Genomic DNA, 18,785 nt, shown 5'->3' on the forward strand with positions numbered 1-18,785 from the left:
GCCGCCCCGCCCAGCCGAAGGAAAATTGAATGCGAAGACTAGCTGTGTCATTGGCCGGACTGGCCACCGTCGCGATCGCCGTCTCCGGCTTCGCGCCCGGTCCCTCCGCCGCCGCGCCGCAAATCGATCCGCCCCAATTCGATCCGCCCCGGACCGACAGCGCCCCGTCCTACTATTCGCTCAAGCTGCCCGCCGGCCTGACCGTCGCCGACCTGGTCCGCGACGGCTATGACATCAGCCACGGCCACGGCTCCCGCCCGACCCTCGTCGCGACGACCGTCGAGGCCGACCGCCTCCGCGACCGCGGCGTCATCCTCGGCAAGACCGGCAACGTGTACCAGCCGGTGATCCGCTCAGCCACAGCCGGTACTACGTACTACGGCGGCTACCACACGGCCGCGGGGCACGAGCAACACAACGCAGCCGTCACGGCGGCGCATCCCGATCTGGTGAGGCTGTACGACATCGGGGACTCGTGGAAGAAGACGAATGGCCAGGGCCAGGGCGGACACGACATCCAGGCCCTGTGCATCACCAAGCTGACCACCGGTGACTGTGCGCTGAACAGCACCGGCAAGAAGCCCAAGTTCGTGCTGCACGCCCAGATCCATGCCCGCGAACTGTCGACCGGCGAGTTGGCCTACCGCTGGATCGACCTGCTCGTCTCGTCGTACGGCAAGGACGCGGCGATCACCCAACTGATGGACACCCGCGAGCTCTGGGTGGTCCCGATGGCCAACCCGGACGGCGTCGACGTGGTCGCCTCCGTGCCGAGCCGGCCGATTCTGCAGCGCAAGAACCTGAACAACTCGGCCGGCGGCTGCCCGGCCGCCGACGCCGGGGTCGATCTGAACCGGAACTCGAACTTCCAGTGGGATCCGCAGGAGGGTGGGCCCTGCGACGAGACCTACCCGGGGACGAAGTCCGTCTCGGAGCCGGAGACGATCGCGATCCAGGGCCTGCTGGACAAGCTGTACCGCGACACCAAGGGCGGTGTCGGCGAGCCGGCCGCGGCGAACACGACCGGCGTCTTCCTGAGCCTGCACAGCTACGGCAACGACATCCTGGCGCCGTATGGGTACACCAACACCGCCGCCCCGAACAAGGCCGCATTGGTTGCCCTGGGCAAGAAGATGGGCGGCTTCAACGGCTATCCGGTATCGACCGGTGACGGCGGGGTCGGCTACTTCGCTCCCGGCGCCACCGACGACTGGCTCTACGGCACCCGCGGCGTACCGTCGTACACCTTCGAGGTGGGTGGCGGGTCCGGGAGCTGCGGCGGGTTCTTCCCGGCGTACTCCTGCATGGACTCGACCTTCTGGCCGAAGAACAAGGGCGCCTTCCTGTATGCCGCGAAGGCCGCCGCTACGCCGTACGGGACGTTGCCCTAGCCGCTTGACTGGATGCTTACCGGTGGGTAACACGATCCGCTAAGGTCACCGGTATGAGCAGACGGAGCAAGAGCACCACCGGGCTGGCAGTGATGTTCGGCGTGATGGGGGTGCTGCACTTCGTGAAACCGGAGCCGTTCGAGAAGATCGTGCCGCGGCAGCTGCCGCGCAAGAAGGAGCTCGTGTACGCCTCCGGGGTGGCCGAGCTCGCTTGCGCGGCGGGCCTGCTGTACCCACGGACGCGGCGGTCGGCAGGCCTGCTCAGTGCTGGTCTGCTGGCCGCTGTTTTCCCGGCCAACGTGCAGATGGCGCTCGATCTGAACCGGAAGGGAACGCCCTGGGCGAAGGCGATTGGGTTCGCCCGGCTGCCGCTGCAGATCCCGCTCATCCGGGCGGCGCTGAAGGCGTCCCGCGAGGGACGCTGAGTCGGTCCTGTGGAAAAGTGGTGAGAGTACTAGCCCCCGACGGATATCCTCTTTGCCGTCAGCAGTTTCGTCCACCACTTGTTCACCGCTTGGAGACTCCCGTGATTCTGCGCATGTCGTCGCTGTTCCTCCGCACCCTTCGCGAGGACCCGGCGGACGCGGAGGTCCCGAGCCACCGGCTGCTGGTCCGGGCCGGCTACATCCGTCGCGCGGCGCCCGGCATCTACACCTGGCTGCCGCTCGGGCTGAAGGTGCTGCGCAAGGTCGAGAACATCGTCCGCGCCGAGATGGACGCGATCGGCGCGCAGGAGCTGGTCTTCCCGGCGCTGCTTCCCCGCGAGCCCTACGAGGCGACCGGCCGCTGGACGGAGTACGGACCGAACGTCTTCCGCCTCAAGGACCGCAAGGGCGCGGACATGCTGCTCGGGCCGACGCACGAGGAGATGTTCACCCTCGTCGTGAAGGACCTGTACTCGTCGTACAAGGATCTGCCGCTGTCGATCTACCAGATCCAGAACAAGTACCGCGACGAGGCGCGGCCGCGGGCCGGGGTGCTGCGCGGGCGCGAGTTCGTGATGAAGGACTCGTACTCGTTCGACATCGACCAGGACGGCCTGCAGGCGTCGTACGAGCTGCACCGCAAGGCCTACATCAAGATCTTCGACCGGCTCGGCTTCGACTACGTGATCGTCGCGGCCATGTCGGGCGCGATGGGTGGCTCGGCGTCGGAGGAGTTCCTGGCGATCGCGGAGAACGGTGAAGACACTTTCGTGCGCTCGCCGGGTGGCTACGCGGCGAACGTCGAGGCCGTGGTCGTTCCGCAGGCTCCCGCCGTCGACGCGTCGGCCGTGCCCGCCGCCGAGGTGGTCGACACGCCGGACACGCCGACCATCGACTCGCTGGTCGACGCGCTGAACGCGAAGCACACCCGTACCGACGGCCGGGAGTGGACCGCCGCGGACACGTTGAAGAACGTGATCGTGATGCTGGTGAACCCCGACGGCACGCGCGAGCCGCTGGCGATCGGCGTACCGGGTGACCGGAACCTCGACGAGAAGCGGCTGGGCGCGCAGGTCGAGCCCGCCGAGGTGGTCGCGTTCGAGGAGTCGGACTTCGAGAAGAACCCGGCGCTGGCCAAGGGCTACATCGGGCCGGGCGTGCTGGGGTCGGAGAACAGCTCGAAGATCCGGTACCTGCTCGACCCCCGGGTCGCGGAGGGCTCTGCCTGGGTGACCGGCGCGGACAAGACCGGCTACCACGTGATCAACCTGGTGCACGGCCGCGACTTCACCGCCGACGGCACGATCCAGGCCGCCGAGGTGCGCGATGGCGACGAGGCGCCCGACGGTTCGGGTCCGCTGTCGTCGGCGCGCGGGATCGAGATGGGGCACATCTTCCAGCTCGGCAAGAAGTACGCCGAGGCGCTGGACCTGAAGGTGCTGGACCAGAACGGCAAGCTCGTCACCGTCACGATGGGCTCGTACGGCGTCGGTGTGACGCGCGCCGTGGCCGCGATCGCCGAGGGCAACCACGACGAGCTCGGCCTGATCTGGCCCCGCGAGATCGCGCCCGCGGATGTCCACTTGGTTGCCACCGGCAAGGATGCGGAGCTGTTCGCAAAGGCCGCCTCGATCGCCGCCGAGCTGGACTCGCGCGGCCTGTCGGTGCTCTACGACGACCGCGAGAAGGTCTCGCCGGGCGTCAAGTTCAAGGACGCCGAGCTGCTCGGCGTCCCGACCATCGCCGTCGTCGGCAAGGGCCTCGCCGACGGCACCATCGAGGTCAAGGACCGCCGCTCCGGCGACCGCACGGACGTCCCGGTCGCCGACATCGTCGACCACCTGGTCGCCGTCGTCCGCAGCTGACCGCAGAACCTTCAATCGCCGCTCCCACCTTCGGGTGAGGGCGGCGATTGTACGTCCGCGCCCGCGCTGGCGCGCCTTGTGCGTCTCAGGGGTTAACCCCCCGACGTGTGGGTTGCCCCGTGAGAATCCGGCGGTGCAACCCACCGTCTCGGGGGTTAACCCCTGAGACGGCGCCAGAGGTGGGGGAGGTGGTCAGCGGTTGGGGCGGGCTTCTATTTGGATCAGGGTTTGCTGGCCGGTGGCGATCAGGGATCGTTTGGGGCCTGTTGCTGCGTAGACCTCCAGGCGGCAGACGCTCAGGGTTCGGCCGGCTTTGAGGACCTCGCCGACTGCCTCCAGGTACTCGCCTTCGGCGGGGGACAGGAGGTTGATCTTGTACTCGACGGTGAGGACCGAAGTGTTCTCGGGGAACAGGGTGAAGGCCGCGTAGCCGCCCGCGCTGTCAGCGATCGAACTCGTCGCGCCGGCATGGAAGTACCCGTGTTGCTGGGTTACCTCGGGACGGCTCGGCAGGATGATGTGCACGCGACCGGGGCCGATATGACTCAGCCGAGCACCTAGGTGAGCCATCAGCCCCTGTCGCTCGAAACTCGACCGGATCCGTTCCTGGATGGCGGGGATTGCTTCTTCCAACGGATCCTCCTCGCGTGCTGATGATCAGCTTCGCACCCGGACAGTCCAGAGCCCGGCTGTGGCGCTCGCCACGCCGTACCGCCCGCTGTAAGGGTAGAGCGGAACTATGGGCTTACCAGAGAATGTTGGCCATGTCCCGATGCGCCCGTGTGTGGTTCTGCTGTGCCTGATGTTTCTTTGTGGACGATCGTTTTTCTGTTGGTGGCCGCATTCTCGGCGGGCTGGATCGATGCGGTGGTCGGGGGTGGTGGGCTGATTCAGCTTCCGGCGATGTTGTTGGGGCTGCCGAACGCATCGCCGGCGCAGATTTTGTCGACCAACAAGATTTCGTCGTTGTTCGGTACTACGACCAGTGCGATCACCTTCGGCGTCAAGGTGAAACCGGATCGGCGGACCGTGTTGCCGCTGGCGGGGCTGGCCGCGGTCGGGGCGGCGGGTGGTGCGTTGGTGGCGACGCAGATTCCGATGGCGTGGTTCAAGCCGATCGTGCTCGTGCTGCTGATCGGGGTCGCGATCTACACCTGGGTCAAACCCGACCTCGGGTCCGCGACCGTACTGCGCTTCGATGGTCGCTCCCATTACGTCGCGGCCGGGCTGGTCGGCCTGCTGATCGGGTTCTACGACGGCGCGGTCGGACCGGGTACCGGCTCGTTCCTGATTTTCGCGCTGGTCGGCCTGATGGGCTACAACTTCCTCCGCGCCAGCGCCAAGGCCAAGATCGCCAACGTCGCCACGAACCTCGGCGCGATCCTGGTCTTCGCCGCCCATGGCGCCCCGCTCTGGCGACTCGGCCTGATCATGGGGCTGGCCAACATGCTCGGCGGCCTCCTCGGCGCCCGTACTGCGGTCGCCCGCGGCTCGCGTTTCGTCCGGGTCATCTTCCTGGTCGTCGTCTCGGCCCTGATCCTCCGCCTCGGCTACGACGTCTTCTGGCCGCGCTGAAATTGGCCGCGCTGAAATCCTGGTACGTGCTCATCTGAGCGTCGGTAGGATCGGCAAATGGTGGACTACGACGGTCGGCTTCATCAGGTTTACGCCCAAGGACGAGCCCTACCGGCGGACAGTCTGGACACCTGGATGCAGACGGCCGCCGGATTCGCGCCGGTCACCCGCCCATTGACGGTCCTCGATCTGGGCTGCGGCATCGGGCGCTTCACCCCGTCGCTCGCCGAGACCTTCGGTGGTCCCGTGTACGGCGTCGAACCGTCAGCCGGGATGCGCCAGCAAGCTATCGAGCACGCGTCGCACCCCGACGTCACCTACCTCGAAGGCTCGGCTGAGGCGATCCCGCTGCCCGACGAGTCCTGCGACCTGGTCTGGCTGTTCCTGACGATCCACCACTGGTCCGACCCGCTCCAAGGCTTTCGCGAAGTCAACCGGGTACTACGCCCAGGCGGCACAGTCGTACTCCGGACCCAGTTCGGCGACCGGATGCCCGACCTCTACTGGTACAGGTACTTCCCGAGTGCTCGGCAGGTCGACGCAACGATGTATCTGCCCTTCGACGAGGTCCAGGCACTGGCAGCGCGGGCCGGGCTCATCGCCGAGAAGGAGCCACGCTGGGTCGACGCCCCGGAGGTGCGGACGCACCGGGCGACGTACGAGCGGCTGAAGTTGCGCGCCTTCTCGACCTTCGAGCACCTCGCCGAGGACGAGCTCGACCGCGGGTTTGCCGAGTTCGAGCGGGATGCGACCGCCGATCCCGAGCGCGAGGTCCCGGCTTTCCCAGCGGGGGTACTGCTGCTCAGGCGACCGTCCAGCTGACGTCGACCGCCGAGGGCTTGCGGAAGACCAGCCCCACCGGCGGGGGAGAAGTTGCCGAGAGCCGCAGGTCGGGCAACCGGGTGAGCACGGCGGTGATCGCGCTGACAGCTTCGAGGCGGGCGAGATGCATGCCGAGACAGATGTGCGGCCCGCTGGCGAAGGCGAGGTGGCGACGGGCGTTGCTGCGGCGTACGTCGTACTGGTCGGGGTCGGGGAAGACGGCTGGGTCGCGGTTGGCGCCGGCGAGGGAGACGCTGATGAAGTCGCCGCGCTTGATCGAGGCGCCCGCCAGCGAGAGGTCGCGGGTCGCGTAGCGGTCGACCACGGCGGCGGCCGGCTCCAGCCGGAGGGACTCTTCGATCGCGTTGGGGATCAGTGAGTGGTCGGCCAGGACCAGGGCCAGTTGCGACGGGTTGGTCAGCAGGTGCCACAGGCAGTTGGTGATCATGCCCTCGGTCGTCTCGATGCCGCCGAACATCAGCACGGCGGCGTTGGCGACCACCTCGTCGGTCCCGAGGCCGGACCCGGCCGCCTCGGCGATCAGAGAGTCGGAGTGATCGATGCTCCCGGCAACATGTTGGTGAAGTTTGGCGAACGCCGCGGCGCCCTCGGCGGTAACGGGCTGCCCGGCGGCGATCCCGCTGACCGACGACGAGATGTCCTGGTACCAGTCCAGTACCGTCGCGGCGTCGGTCCGGTCGAGCCCGAGCGAGTAGGCGACCACCGCAACGGACAGCGGCCCGGCGACGGTGGTCCGCAGGTCGGCAGAACCCAGCGGCGCGATCGCCGAGACGAGCCGATCGGTCTCCGCCGAGACGAACGACGTGAACCGCGCCCGCGTCTGCGCCAAGCTGAACGGATGCTCGAACGGCGCCCGGTGCTCCGCATGCGCAGAACCGTCCAGCGAGAGCATCGACGGCCCCACCACCTGTGCGGTCGAGAACCGCGGATCGTCCACCGTGAACGTCTCCGGATCCCGCATCACCTGCATCGCCAGCTCCCGGCTGCTCACCACCCAGCCACCGAGCGCCCCACTCCATCCAACCGGCCGGATCCGGGCCAGAAACGCATGCGGGTCCTGCTCGAGATCGGCCACGGTAGTCATACCAAGCAGCCTACAAATCGCCACCGACAGGCTAAGACCACTACCTACACTGGTATTGCTGCGACAGATCGGATCTCAACGACTCAGCGAGGCAGCGGGTTACAAAACCGTCAGCTTCGCCATCTAGGGTGTGGCCCATGTCAGTGTCCGATTCATCTCCCACCCCTCCGCCCCGGTCAGGGAACTTGGTGCTGCTCCCTGCCGTGGATGTGGCGGATGGGCAGGCTGTCCGGCTGGTGCAGGGAGAGGCCGGCAGCGAGACCTCGTACGGCGACCCGCTGGCCGCTGCGCTGGCCTGGCAGGAGGCCGGTGCGGACTGGATCCACCTGGTCGATCTGGATGCCGCGTTCGGTCGTGGCAGCAACCGTGAGCTGCTCGCGGAGGTGACCGGCAAGCTCGACGTACAGGTCGAGCTGTCCGGTGGGATCCGCGATGACGACTCGCTCGAGGCCGCCCTCGCGACCGGCGCCCGCCGCGTCAACATCGGCACCGCCGCGCTCGAGGACCCGGAGTGGTGCGACCGGATCATCGCGCAGTACGGCGACCGGGTCGCGATCGGGCTGGACGTCCGTGGCCGCACCCTGGCCGCGCGCGGCTGGACCAAAGAAGGCGGTGACCTCTACGAGGTGCTGGAGCGGCTCGAAGTGGCCGGCTGCGAGCGGTACGTCGTCACCGACGTCACCAAGGACGGCATGCTCCAGGGCCCCAACCTGGACCTGTACCGCGACCTGTGCGCGCGGACCGAGAAGCCGATCGTCGCCTCCGGCGGGGTCTCCAGCCTGGACGACCTGCGCGCGCTGAGCACGCTGGTCAGCGACGGCGTCGAAGGCGTCATCGTCGGCAAGGCCCTGTACGCCGGCGCGTTCACCCTGACCGAGGCACTCGAACTCACCCGTGGAGGCGACAAGTGAGCCTTGCCGACAAGCTGGCAGGCAAGAAGGTCCTGGTCACCGGCATCACCGGATTCGTCGGTGAAGCCCTGCTGCACCGGATGATCGGTGACCTGCCCGGTACCACCGTGGTCGCGATCATCCGTCCGAAGGGGTCCCTCAAGGGCACCGACCGGATGGCGCAGATGCTCAAGAAGGACATCTTCAAGCCGTTCTACGGCGAGGGCACCCCGTACGCCGACGCCGCCGAGCTGACCGCCGCCCGGGTCGAGGTGGTCGAAGGCGACCTGTCCGACGTACCGGCGCTGCCGAAGGATCTCGACATCGTCGTGCACTGTGCCGGCGACGTCTCCTTCGACCCGCCGATCCACGAGGCGTTCACGACGAACGTGCTCGGCACCAAGAGCCTGCTCGAGCGCATCGTCGAGGCCAGCGAAGGCCGTCCGGTGCACTACGTCCACATCTCCACCGCCTACACCGCCGGCCGTCGCCGCGGCGCGATCCCCGAGGCGCCCGTCGAGCACACCGTCGACTGGCGCACCGAGGCCGAGGCCGGGATGGCGATGAAGGCCCGGATCGAGGAGACCTCGCGCAGCGCCGCGATGCTGATCAGGTTCCGCAAGGAGTCGGAGAAGCTGCACCGCCGGGCCGGTCACCTGACCGCGGCGGCCGACACCGAGCGCCGGCGTACCGAGTGGGTCGCGAAGAAGCTGATCGAGACCGGCACCGAGCGCGCCCGCAGCCTCGGCTGGACCGACTGCTACACCTTCACCAAGGCGCTCGGTGAGCGCGTCGTCGAGGAGTTCGCTTCCAGGCTGCCGACCTCGATCGTGCGCCCGGCGATCATCGAGTCCTCGCTCCAGAGCCCGCACCCGGGCTGGATCGAGGGCTTCAAGATGGCCGAGCCGCTGATCCTGGCCTACGGCCGCGGTGAGCTGCCTGAGTTCCCGGCCAGCCCTGACTCGGTCGTCGAGATCATCCCGGTCGACCACGTCGTCGGCGCGATCTGCGCCGTGATGGCGACCGAGCCCGAGCTGTCGAAGCCGGAGTACTACCACGTCAGCTCCGGCGCCCGGAACCCGCTGACCTTCGAGCAGCTGTACGCCGGTGTCCGCGCGTACTTCTCCAAGCACCCGTTCGACCTGGGCGAGCGCGGCGCGGTCCGGCTGCCGGTCTGGAAGTTCCCTGGTGGGGACTCGGTCGAGAGCATGCTGCGGTACGGCGAGAAGGCGCACAAGATCGCCGACCAGATCATCATGCACGCGCCGCGCGGTGAGCGAACCCGCAAGTACGCCCGCGAACTCGACGTACAGAAGCGCCGGATCGACTTCCTCCGCCGCTACATGGACCTGTACTCCGAGTACGCGCAGGCCGAGCTGCAGTTCATCGACGACAACGTGCTCGCCCTGCACAACGCGCTCGAGGGGGACGACCGGGAGAAATTCTGGTGCGACACCTCGATCGTGGACTGGCAGCACTACCTGCAGGAAGTGCACTGCCCGAGCGTCACCGACTCGCTGCGCCGGCTGGACGTCGTCCGGAAGAAGCGGAACAAGTCGCTCGCGGAGTCGGCCGGCACCCTGAAGAAGGTGCAGCCGTCCGACGACGCCGAGATCATCGCCGCGTTCGACATGGACGGCACGCTGCTGTCGTCGAACGTGATCGAGACCTACCTGTGGATGCGGCTGCCCGAGCTCGACAGCCACCAGCGGGCCGGCGAGATCGGCGCGATGCTGCGCAAACTGCCGAAGCTGATCTCGGCCGAGCGCAAGGACCGCGGCACCTTCCTGCGGACGATCTACCGCCGGTACCAGGGTGCCGAGCTGGAAGAGCTGAACCACATCGTCGACGAGGTGCTCGCCGGGCACGTGCTCGAGCGGCTCAGCGGGGCAGCCGTCCGGCGGATCCGTGAGCACAAGGCGGCCGGTCACCGGACGATCCTGATCACCGGTGCCGTCCGGCCGTTGACCAGGCCGCTGGAGCCGTTGTTCGACGAGATCGTCGCCGCCGAACTGGCCGTCGACGACCGCGGCCGCTGCACCGGTTACCTGACCGGGCCGCCGCTGGTCGGGGAGTCCCGGGCCGCGTGGATCAAGCACCGTGCCCGCGGTACGAACATCGACCTGTCCAAGTCCTACGCCTATGCCGACAGCCACTCGGACCTGCCGATGCTGGCGACCGTCGGCAACCCGGTCGCCGTCTCGCCGGACGTGTCGCTGTTCCGGGCCGCCCGGGCCGCGCGCTGGCAGATCGTCGACTGGAAGACACCCGCCACCTCGTCGCGGCTGGAGATCCCCGGGGTGAACGCAAGATGATGCTCGCGCTGGAGATGTACCGCTCGCCGGCCAAGTACCTGGCCGCGAAGGCGGTCGGCGGCCGGATCCCCGGCATCCTGACCGGCCCGGCGGCACCGCTGCGACTCGTCACGATCAACGAGCCGAAGTCCGACAAGCAGGGCTGGGCCCGGATCCGGCCGATCCTGTCCGGCATCTGCGGTTCCGACCTCGGCATGGTCACCGGCCACACCAAGATGTACTTCTCGGCGATGGTCTCGATGCCGTTCGTCCCCGGTCACGAGATCGTCGGCGAACTGCTGGAGGACTGCGAAGACCTGCCCAAGGGCACCCGGGTGGTGATGGATTCTGTCCTGACCTGTGCCGCGCGGGGAGTCGAGCCGTGCGACAGTTGCTCGTCCGGCCGCTTCAACCTCTGCGACCGGATCACCGTCGGCCACCTCAAGCCCGGACTCCAGACCGGCTTCTGCCAGGACACCGGCGGCGGCTGGGGCAACGTGATGGTCGCTCACCGGAGCCAGCTGTACGCCGTACCGGATGGCTTGTCCGATGAGCGCGCGGTTCTTGCCGAGCCACTCGCGTGCGCCGTGCACACCGCGCTCAAGGCGAAGGTCGAGGCGGGCCAGTCGGTGCTCGTCAGCGGTGCGGGAGCGGTCGGGCTGTTCGCGACCCTCGCGTTGCGTGAGCTGACCCAGGCCGGCCGGATCACCGTCGTGGCCAAGCACGCCAAGCAGCGTGAACTGGCCCGTGCGTTCGGCGCGAGCGACGTGGTCGCACCCGACGAGGTCTTCCGCGGCGTACGCCGGGCTACTGGCGCGTTCCGGCTGAAGCCGGAGATGGCCAAGGAGTTCCTGCTCGGTGGCGTGGACGTCGCCGTCGACGCGGTCGGCAGCAAGGACTCGATCGACACGGTGCTCCGGGTCACCAAGGCCGGCGGCCGGGTGGTGCTGTCGGGTATGCCGTCAACGGGTGCGGATCTGTCCCCGGTGTGGTTCCGTGAACTGGAACTGACCGGCACGTACGCGTCCTCGAAGCAGGAGCCGAACGAGCGCCCGGCCTTCGAGACCGCACTCGAGATCGCCGCGAGGGCTCCGCTGGATGGGATCGTCGGGGCACGTTATCCGCTGTACCGGTGGCGTGAGGCGCTGGACCACGCGCAGTCCGCCGGCCGGCTGGGCACCGTGAAGGTGGCTTTCGATGTGAGGGCCTCATGACCGCCAAAGCTGCTGTTGCTGCACCGTTGAACGTACGACGAGAGAGGTTCTGACATGTCTCGGCCAGGGTTTGTGCTTGAGGTGGACGACCGGACGCCGCCGCTGCTCGTGCACAACGGTGAAGGCTTCCTGCTGGAGCGGTTCCCGCTCGGCACCCGGGTGGTGTACCCGCCGGAGTCGCTGCCGCCGGTGCGCGACGTGGAGGAGGCGATCCAGAACGCGCTGCTCAACCCGCTCGAGTCCGAGCCGTTGCCGGAGCTGCTGTTCGCCGGGATGAAGCTGACGATCGCGTTCGACGACATCTCCATCCCGTTGCCGCAGATGAAGAAGCCGGACATCCGGCAGCGGATCATCGAGCAGGTGCTGACGATGGCCGCCGACGCGGGCGTCGACGACGTCGAGCTGATCTCGGCGAACGCGCTGCACCGCCGGCTCACCCCGAACGAGCTGCGCGACATCGTCGGCGAGCGGGTCTTCCGGTCGTTCTACCCCGACGGCAAGCTGTACAACTTCGACGCCGAGGACGAGGCGAACCTGACCCACCTGGGTCAGACCAAGCACGGCGAGGACGTCGAGATCTCCAAGCGGGCGGCCGAGTCCGACCTGCTCGTCTACGTGAACGTGAACCTGGTGGCGATGGACGGCGGCCACAAGTCGACGTCGATCGGGCTGGCGTCGTACAAGTCGCTGAAGCACCACCACAACAGCCACACGATGATCCACTCGCGGTCCTTCATGGACCACAAGGCCTCGAAGATGCACCACTCGGCCTGGCGGATGGGCGAGATCCTGACCCAGCACGTCAAGGTCTTCCAGATCGAGACGACGCTGAACAACGACATCTTCGGCGGTCCGCTGGAGTTCCTGCAGAAGCGCGAGTGGGAGTGGTCGATCAAGGACCAGGCGGCCTACCTGGGCGCCAAGCGCGGCCTCGACCTCGCGCCGACCAGGATCAAGCGGAAGATCTTCCAGGACGTCCGGGCCAACTACGGCCTGACCGGCGTCACCGCCGGCAAGATCGAGCCGGTGCACGAGAAGACCATCGAGATGGTGCACCGCCAGCACAAGGTCGAGGTCCAGGGCCAGGCCGACGTCGCGATCATGGGCGTGCCGTTCATCGGCCCGTACAACGTGAACTCGGTGATGAACCCGATCCTGGCCGCCTGCATGGGCCTGGGCTACTACTTCAACTCGTACCTGGGTCAGCCGATCGTCCGCAAGGACGGCGCGGTCATCCTGTACCACCCGGTCGACTACGAGTTCAGCCAGCTGCACCACCCGTCGTACGTGGACTTCTTCGAGGAGGTGCTGTCGGAGTCGACCGACCCGGCCACCATCGAGGCGAAGTTCGAGAAGCAGTACGCCGAGGACCCGTGGTACATCCACCTGTACCGGACGTCGAACGCGTACCACGGCGTGCACCCGTTCTACATGTGGTACTGGATCAGCCACGCGCTGGACCACTGCGGCGACATCGTCTGGGTCGGCGCGAACCGCAAGACGGTCGAGCGGATGGGCTTCCGGTCCGCCTCGACGCTGCAGGACGCGCTCGAGATGGTCAGCCACTCGGTCGGCCGGTCGCCGTCGATCACCTACCTGCACAACCCGCCGCACCTGCTCGCGGACGTCCGCTGATGGGGGCGAACCTGGTCAGGTTCAGCCGGGACACCGCGCGGGACGTGAAACAGGTCGCGCGTGGCTTCCGCTGGGGTCGCCGCCCGCAGGTACCACGGTCGGCCGAGCCGTACGTGGTGAAGAAGGAGTCCTCGGTCTTCCCGACCAAGTGGGCTCGCACGCCGGCAGCGATCGCAGTACGGGAGGTCCTGCAGAAGGGCGCCCTGAACTCGGTACTGCGCTTCGAGGTGAACCCGCAGGTGAGCGGGCTCGACTCGTTGCGCAAGCTGCACGGGCCGGCCGTCATCGTGGCGAACCACTCGTCGCACCTCGACACCCCGCTGGTGCTCTGCACGCTGCCCGACGACATGCGTCGCAAGACCGCTGTCGCTGCCGCTGCCGACTACTTCTTCGACACCTGGTGGCGGGCGACCGCGTCGGCGATCGTGTTCAACACCTTCCCGATCGAGCGTCGCGGCGGCAAGCTCAGCGCGACCCCGGGCGACCTGCTCGCGGACGGCTGGAACGTCGTCGTCTTCCCCGAGGGCACCCGCTCGCCCGACGGCTGGATGGAACGCTTCCGGATGGGCGCGGCGTACATCGCCGTAGAACAAGGCGTTCCGGTGATCCCGGTCGGGATCAAGGGCTCCTTCGCCGCGATGCCGCGTGGCCGCGGCTGGCCGGTGCCCGGCCGTCCGACCGTCGCCGTCCGGTACGGCGACCCGCTGTACCCGGCCGAGGGCGAGAGCGCCCGCGATTTCGCGCCGCGCATCTCCGCTGCCGTCTCGGCGCTGCTGGACGAAGAGGGTTCGACCTGGTGGGAGGCCCGTCGCCGGGTCGCCGCCGGAGCATCGCCCTCGCAGTCTGGTCCCGACGCAGCGCGCTGGCGCCGCGTCTGGGAGTCGACCACTCCAGTCAAGTCGGCAGCCCAAAAACGCCGCGCCTGGAAGTAGTCACTTACGTCCGAAGAACTGGAGACACGTGTCTCCAGTTCTTCGGACGTTGTGTTCGAGCCTCAGTTGTCGTGGCGGTCGCGCCGGCTGGAATGGTGCTCGGCTTCAGGTCGCCTGGTCCAGTTCGAAGAGCCGATCCTTCAGGAGCGGCCGGATCTGCTCCATGGTCGCGCCGAGGTCGAACCAGGACCGTTCCCGCGCCTCAGGCTCGTCCATCCCGGCGACGGCCAGGCTGAATACGCCGGTCAGCACCTCCCGTTGGCCCGAGGGTTGCACCACCGCGAGGATGAACTGGACGGCCAGGCCGGTCCGGACCACCTGGATCCGGTTCGGATCGTCCGGGAACGGTTTGCCGCCGGTCAGGAACTCCGGCTCGTCGGTGAACCTCAGCCATTGGACCTTCGCGCCCTCGACCTGGTCGGCGAGCGTCAGCTCGATGCTGTCCCGCACGGTCTGGCCCGGGTCGTCGCCCAGCCAGCCGAGCCAGTGGTCGGGGTCGGTGAGCGCGCTGAAGTCGTCGCACGGCGGACTGTGCTTGTCGTTGGGCACGAACTCGCCGGTGATCCGGCCGGCGTCATCGACCTTCCAGCCGCCGCGGATCGCCTCGGGCGGCACATCGCCGTCCGGATCGTCGAGCCAGTCCTGGTCGATCTCGTAGACCCAGCCGCCGGGTGTCCGGGCCGCTTCCGCGACGAGTCCGCTCGCTGGCTTCTTCCTCCGCCACGGTTTGGGAGTTTTCACCCGGCCAAGTCTGGCCCACCGGGCGGGTCGAGTGGGCCGGAGTCGGTACCCTTTCCGCGTGAGCCTCGCCGTACGAGTCATCCCTTGCCTGGACGTTGATGCCGGCCGGGTGGTCAAGGGTGTCAACTTCGCCGACCTGCGGGACGCGGGTGACCCGGTGGAGATGGCCCGGCTGTACGACGCCGAGGGGGCCGACGAGCTGACCTTCCTCGACATCACCGCATCGTCGGGGTCGCGCGAGACGACGTACGACGTGGTCGGTCGGACGGCCGAGCAGGTGTTCATCCCGCTCACCGTCGGTGGCGGGGTGCGCGAGGCCGCTGACGTGGACCGGCTGCTGCGCGCGGGTGCGGACAAGGTCGGCATCAACACCGCCGCGATCGCACGGCCGGCCGTGATCGAGGAGATCGCGCACCGGTTCGGCAACCAGGTCCTGGTGCTGTCCCTCGACGTACGCCGGTCCGCTGGGCAGCCGAGCGGCTTCGAGGTGACGACCCACGGTGGCCGGAAGTCGGCCGGGCTGGACGCGATCGAGTGGGCGCGCCGCGGTGCCGAGCTGGGAGCCGGCGAGATCCTGCTCAACTCGATGGACGCCGACGGCACCAAGAAGGGCTTCGACCTGGAGCTGATTCGCGCGGTGCGAGCAGTGGTCGACGTACCGCTGATCGCCAGCGGGGGAGCGGGCTCGCCCGAGCACTTCCCGCCGGCCGTCGAGGCGGGCGCGGACGCAGTACTGGCAGCCAGCGTCTTCCACTTCGGCGACCTCCGTATCGCCGACGTGAAGAAGGCCCTCCGCGACGCGGGCATCGTGGTCCGGTGAGCGACATCGTGACCGAGAAGAACGTACACCTGCTCGCCGACGTCGAGCAGGAACTGTCCACCCTGTTCCGCCGCTCGCGCTCGGCCCAGATGATGATGGCCCGCCGGGTCCACCCGGAGATGGACGCCGCCGGCTACGCCCTGATCTCCCAGATCGAACTGGGCATCGCCTCCGGCCGTACCGGCGTCCGCGCCTCCGACGTCGCCCAAGCCCTGGGCCTGGACAAATCCACCGTCAGCCGAGGCCTCTCCCAACTGGAATCCCTCGGCCTGATCGAACGAGTAGGCGACCCCGACGACGGCCGAGCCCGTCTCCTCCGCCTCACCGAAACCGGCGCCAACCGCTTCGGTGCCATGCGATCCCAACGCCAAGCCGAATTCCGAGCCATCCTCGAACGCTGGGAAACCCCCGACCTGGCCGACCTGGCCCGCCTCCTAGCCCGCCTCAACCTCGACCTGAGCTAGTACTTCGCCCGCCTGGCCACCTTCTACGCCGGCGCACCCCTCACCCCGGGCTCCCACCCCCTCACCCGTCGGCTCCAGCTCCCGGCATTTCGGCGGTTAACCGCCAAGGTTGTGGGTTGGTCACCCCGGAACCAGGGGTGACAACCCACGAGGTCGGCGGTAACCGCCGAAATGCCGCGGGGGCGCGGCGGGGGCGCGGCGAGGGGTGAGGACGGCGGGGGTTAGGGGTGGGTGTGGGTGTGGGTGTGGGTGCATATGGTTGCAGAAGCCAACTAAATGTGTATATAGTTGGGGTATGCAACTAGTTCAGCGGGCCTCTGTCCCGGAGGTGGAGCGGGATGCGCCGGCTCAGGAAGTGCTTGAAGGGGTCAGTTCGCTGATCCGGGCCGTGCGGTGTATCGAGCATCGGCATCTGTGGCCCGACGGCGGACTGCGGCGGGCTGATGCGAGTGTGCTGGGGGTGCTGGCCAAGGATGGCGAGCAGCGGGGTGGTGAGATCGCCGGGAAGCTGGGGGTCGACGCCTCCGTGGTGAGCCGGCAGGTGAGTGCGCTGGAAGCCGACGGTCTGGTGAGCCGTCGGCCCGATCCGGCCGATGCCCGGGTGTCCCTGGTCCAGCTCAGTGAGCCCGGTCGCGACCGGCTGCACGCGCTCTATGCCGGGTACTCCCGGCAACTTCGCTCCGCGCTCGCGGACTGGGACGACGACGAACTGGCCGCGGCTGCCGCAACCCTGCGCCGTGTCGCCATCGCCATCACCGAGGCCGCTGAGTTCGCGAAGCACTCAAACCTTTCGACTGGAGACTGATGACTGTCACTGAGACCCGGCAGCAAGCTGAGGCTGCGCCGGAACTCACCCACCGCGAGATCCTCGAGATCCTGGTCGGGCTGCTCGCCGCGCTGTTCACGGCGATGCTCAGCTCAACGATCGTCAGCAATGCCCTGCCGACGATCATCGCGGATCTCGAGGGCTCCCAGACGCAGTACACCTGGGTACTCACCGCGAGCCTGCTGGCCACCACGGTGTCCACCCCGATCTGGGGCAAGCTGTCCGACCTGATGAGCAAGAAGCTGCTCGTGCAGCTCGCCATCACGCTGTTCGTGATCGGCTCCGCCCTGGCCGGCATGGCGCACACGGTTCCGTTCCTGATCGGCGCCCGCGTCCTGCAGGGCCTCGCGATGGGTGGCCTGATGGCGCTCGCGCAGGCGATCATCGGTGCGGCGATCCCGCCCCGGGACCGCGGCCGGTACTCCGGTTACATGGGCGCCGTGATCGCAGTCGCCACCGTGAGCGGCCCGCTCATCGGCGGCGTCATCGTCGACACCTCGTGGCTCGGTTGGCGCTGGTGCTTCTACGTCTGCGTCCCGCTGGCCGTGATCAGCCTCGTTGTCCTCCAGCGCTACCTGCACCTGCCGCTGTTCAAGCGTGAGGTGAAGATCGACTACCTGGGCGCGATCCTGATCAGCGTCACCGCCAGCCTGCCGCTGATCTGGGTGACCTTCGCCGGTCACGACTTCAACTGGGTTTCCTGGCAGTCCGCCTTGTTCGTCGGCGGCGCGATCATCTTCGGCGTCCTCGCCGTGATGGTCGAGAACCGCGTCGCGGAGCCGCTCGTCCCCCTCAAGGTGGTCCGGCAGCGCACCACCGCGCTCGCGATCGTGGCCAGCATGGCCGTCGGGGTCGCGATGTTCGGCAGCGCGCTCTTTCTCGGCCAGTACTTCCAGGTCGCCCGTGGCTACAGCGCGACCGAGGCCGGCTTGCTGACCATCCCGATGATGCTCGGCTCGTTCTTCGGCTCGGTCGGGGCCGGTCAGATGGTGTCCCGCTACGGCAAGTGGAAGCGGTACCTGATCGCCGGTGGCGTCCTGCTCACCGCCGGACTGGGGATCCTCGGCACTATCGACCACACCAGCCCGTACTGGTGGGTCGGCCTGGGCATGCTCTTGATGGGTATCGGCATGGGCATGATGATGCAGAACCTGGTGCTCGCGGTGCAGAACACCGTTGACGTCAAGGAGCTCGGGGCGTCGAGCGCGTCGGTGGCCTTCTTCCGGAGCCTCGGCGGCGCGATCGGCGTCTCGGTGCTCGGCGCCGTACTGGCCACCCGGGTCAAGGATCTGATGATCCAGGGGGTGCTGCACGGACCGGGTGGCGCCGACGCGGCCCGCAAGCTGCAGGAAGGCGGATCGGACGGTACCAGCCTGCTGGACGTCAACCACCTGCCCCCGCAGCTGGCCGAGCTCGTCCGTCAGTCGTACGGCGATGCCACCGGGCGCATCTTCCTGATCGCGGCGGCCTGCGCCCTGGTCAGCCTGATCGCGGTCCTGTTCATCAAGGAGATCCCGCTCCGCCGCACGGTCGCGAAGCTCGACGAGCCGATCGACCTGGACTAAGCAGCACCCCCCCACCGACGTCTGAGGGGTTAACCCCCCAGACGGCGGGTTGCCTAGCCAGAATCTCGCGGGGCAACCCACCAACTGGGGGGTTAACCCCAAGGCCGGTTAGTTAGGCGGGTTGGGGCGGTGTCAAGGCGGCGGGGTGTGGATGGTGATGCTGATGGTGGCTTGGTAGGTGGTGCGGTTGGTGTTGGCTGCTTGGGTGGGGTATCTGGAGG

General features: G+C 68.0%; 17 protein-coding genes. 14 read left to right on the plus strand and 3 right to left on the minus strand.

What is annotated here, in order from left to right:
* The first annotated feature begins 29 nt into the window (after nucleotides 1-29).
* The 3 genes from G3I17_RS36565 (at nucleotide 30) to G3I17_RS36575 (ending at nucleotide 3,681) form a co-directional block, all read left to right on the plus strand.
* Nucleotides 30-1,391 carry a M14 family zinc carboxypeptidase gene (locus tag G3I17_RS36565; protein ID WP_164603437.1) on the plus strand — a complete coding sequence of 454 codons (1,362 nt, stop codon included), beginning with the start codon at nucleotides 30-32 and terminating at the stop codon, nucleotides 1,389-1,391.
* A 53-nt stretch (nucleotides 1,392-1,444) separates the two neighbouring features.
* Nucleotides 1,445-1,816, plus strand: coding sequence for a DoxX family protein (locus G3I17_RS36570; protein ID WP_164603439.1), 372 nt, complete (start codon nucleotides 1,445-1,447; stop codon nucleotides 1,814-1,816).
* A 113-nt stretch (nucleotides 1,817-1,929) separates the two neighbouring features.
* Complete coding sequence (locus G3I17_RS36575; protein WP_203591265.1) at nucleotides 1,930-3,681, plus strand: proline--tRNA ligase; 1,752 nt, start codon at nucleotides 1,930-1,932, stop codon at nucleotides 3,679-3,681.
* Between the two features lie 192 nt (nucleotides 3,682-3,873).
* Here the strand turns inward: G3I17_RS36575 and G3I17_RS36580 are convergent, their stop codons facing one another.
* The gene (locus G3I17_RS36580; RefSeq protein ID WP_203591266.1) at nucleotides 3,874-4,251 is read right to left on the minus strand and encodes a PaaI family thioesterase; all 378 of its coding nucleotides are present in this window, start codon (nucleotides 4,249-4,251) and stop codon (nucleotides 3,874-3,876) included.
* A 225-nt stretch (nucleotides 4,252-4,476) separates the two neighbouring features.
* Here G3I17_RS36580 and G3I17_RS36585 point away from each other — a divergent pair, with 225 nt between their 5' ends.
* Together G3I17_RS36585 and G3I17_RS36590 are read left to right on the plus strand one after the other, a co-directional pair.
* On the plus strand, nucleotides 4,477-5,256 hold the full coding sequence (locus G3I17_RS36585; RefSeq protein ID WP_164603444.1) for a TSUP family transporter: 780 nt from the start codon (nucleotides 4,477-4,479) through the stop codon (nucleotides 5,254-5,256).
* Nucleotides 5,257-5,313: 57 nt separating this feature from the next.
* A complete protein-coding gene (locus G3I17_RS36590; RefSeq protein ID WP_164603446.1) occupies nucleotides 5,314-6,078 on the plus strand; it encodes a class I SAM-dependent methyltransferase in 765 nt (254 codons plus the stop codon).
* On the opposite strand, the gene G3I17_RS36595 is transcribed toward G3I17_RS36590, so the two are convergent.
* Nucleotides 6,059-7,183 carry a cytochrome P450 gene (locus G3I17_RS36595; RefSeq protein WP_164603449.1) on the minus strand — a complete coding sequence of 375 codons (1,125 nt, stop codon included), beginning with the start codon at nucleotides 7,181-7,183 and terminating at the stop codon, nucleotides 6,059-6,061. The two genes, G3I17_RS36590 and G3I17_RS36595, sit on opposite strands and share 20 nt — an antisense overlap.
* 137 nt (nucleotides 7,184-7,320) lie before the next feature.
* Here G3I17_RS36595 and priA point away from each other — a divergent pair, with 137 nt between their 5' ends.
* From priA to G3I17_RS36620, 5 genes are read left to right on the plus strand one after another with little or no spacing between them, the layout of a single operon-like run.
* Complete coding sequence (gene priA, locus G3I17_RS36600) at nucleotides 7,321-8,094, plus strand: bifunctional 1-(5-phosphoribosyl)-5-((5-phosphoribosylamino)methylideneamino)imidazole-4-carboxamide isomerase/phosphoribosylanthranilate isomerase PriA (RefSeq protein WP_164603451.1); 774 nt, start codon at nucleotides 7,321-7,323, stop codon at nucleotides 8,092-8,094.
* Nucleotides 8,091-10,388, plus strand: a complete 2,298-nt coding sequence (locus G3I17_RS36605; RefSeq protein ID WP_164603452.1) for an HAD-IB family hydrolase — start codon at nucleotides 8,091-8,093, stop codon at nucleotides 10,386-10,388. Before priA ends, G3I17_RS36605 begins: the two co-directional genes overlap by 4 nt.
* Nucleotides 10,385-11,581, plus strand: coding sequence for a zinc-binding dehydrogenase (locus tag G3I17_RS36610; RefSeq protein ID WP_164603454.1), 1,197 nt, complete (start codon nucleotides 10,385-10,387; stop codon nucleotides 11,579-11,581). Before G3I17_RS36605 ends, G3I17_RS36610 begins: the two co-directional genes overlap by 4 nt.
* Nucleotides 11,582-11,635: 54 nt before the next feature.
* The gene (locus G3I17_RS36615; protein ID WP_164603456.1) at nucleotides 11,636-13,216 is read left to right on the plus strand and encodes a lactate racemase domain-containing protein; all 1,581 of its coding nucleotides are present in this window, start codon (nucleotides 11,636-11,638) and stop codon (nucleotides 13,214-13,216) included.
* Nucleotides 13,216-14,148 (plus strand): lysophospholipid acyltransferase family protein, encoded by a 933-nt coding sequence (locus G3I17_RS36620; RefSeq protein ID WP_164603459.1) that lies wholly within the window; start codon nucleotides 13,216-13,218, stop codon nucleotides 14,146-14,148. The genes G3I17_RS36615 and G3I17_RS36620 overlap by 1 nt, the downstream gene beginning before the upstream one ends.
* A 105-nt stretch (nucleotides 14,149-14,253) precedes the next feature.
* On the opposite strand, the gene G3I17_RS36625 is transcribed toward G3I17_RS36620, so the two are convergent.
* Complete coding sequence (locus G3I17_RS36625) at nucleotides 14,254-14,889, minus strand: hypothetical protein (RefSeq protein WP_164603461.1); 636 nt, start codon at nucleotides 14,887-14,889, stop codon at nucleotides 14,254-14,256.
* 58 nt (nucleotides 14,890-14,947) lie between these two features.
* Here G3I17_RS36625 and hisF point away from each other — a divergent pair, with 58 nt between their 5' ends.
* The 4 genes from hisF (at nucleotide 14,948) to G3I17_RS36645 (ending at nucleotide 18,564) form a co-directional block, all read left to right on the plus strand.
* Nucleotides 14,948-15,709, plus strand: a complete 762-nt coding sequence (gene hisF, locus G3I17_RS36630; RefSeq protein ID WP_164603463.1) for an imidazole glycerol phosphate synthase subunit HisF — start codon at nucleotides 14,948-14,950, stop codon at nucleotides 15,707-15,709.
* A complete protein-coding gene (locus tag G3I17_RS36635; protein ID WP_164603465.1) occupies nucleotides 15,706-16,173 on the plus strand; it encodes a MarR family transcriptional regulator in 468 nt (155 codons plus the stop codon). The genes hisF and G3I17_RS36635 overlap by 4 nt, the downstream gene beginning before the upstream one ends.
* Before the next feature lie 295 nt (nucleotides 16,174-16,468).
* Nucleotides 16,469-16,978, plus strand: coding sequence for a MarR family transcriptional regulator (locus G3I17_RS36640; protein ID WP_164603466.1), 510 nt, complete (start codon nucleotides 16,469-16,471; stop codon nucleotides 16,976-16,978).
* Nucleotides 16,978-18,564 (plus strand): MFS transporter, encoded by a 1,587-nt coding sequence (locus tag G3I17_RS36645; RefSeq protein ID WP_164603468.1) that lies wholly within the window; start codon nucleotides 16,978-16,980, stop codon nucleotides 18,562-18,564. Before G3I17_RS36640 ends, G3I17_RS36645 begins: the two co-directional genes overlap by 1 nt.
* Nucleotides 18,565-18,785 lie beyond the last annotated feature (221 nt).

The sequence above is a fragment of the Streptomyces sp. SID13031 genome (assembly GCF_010548305.1).
Taxonomy (GTDB): domain Bacteria; phylum Actinomycetota; class Actinomycetes; order Propionibacteriales; family Kribbellaceae; genus Kribbella.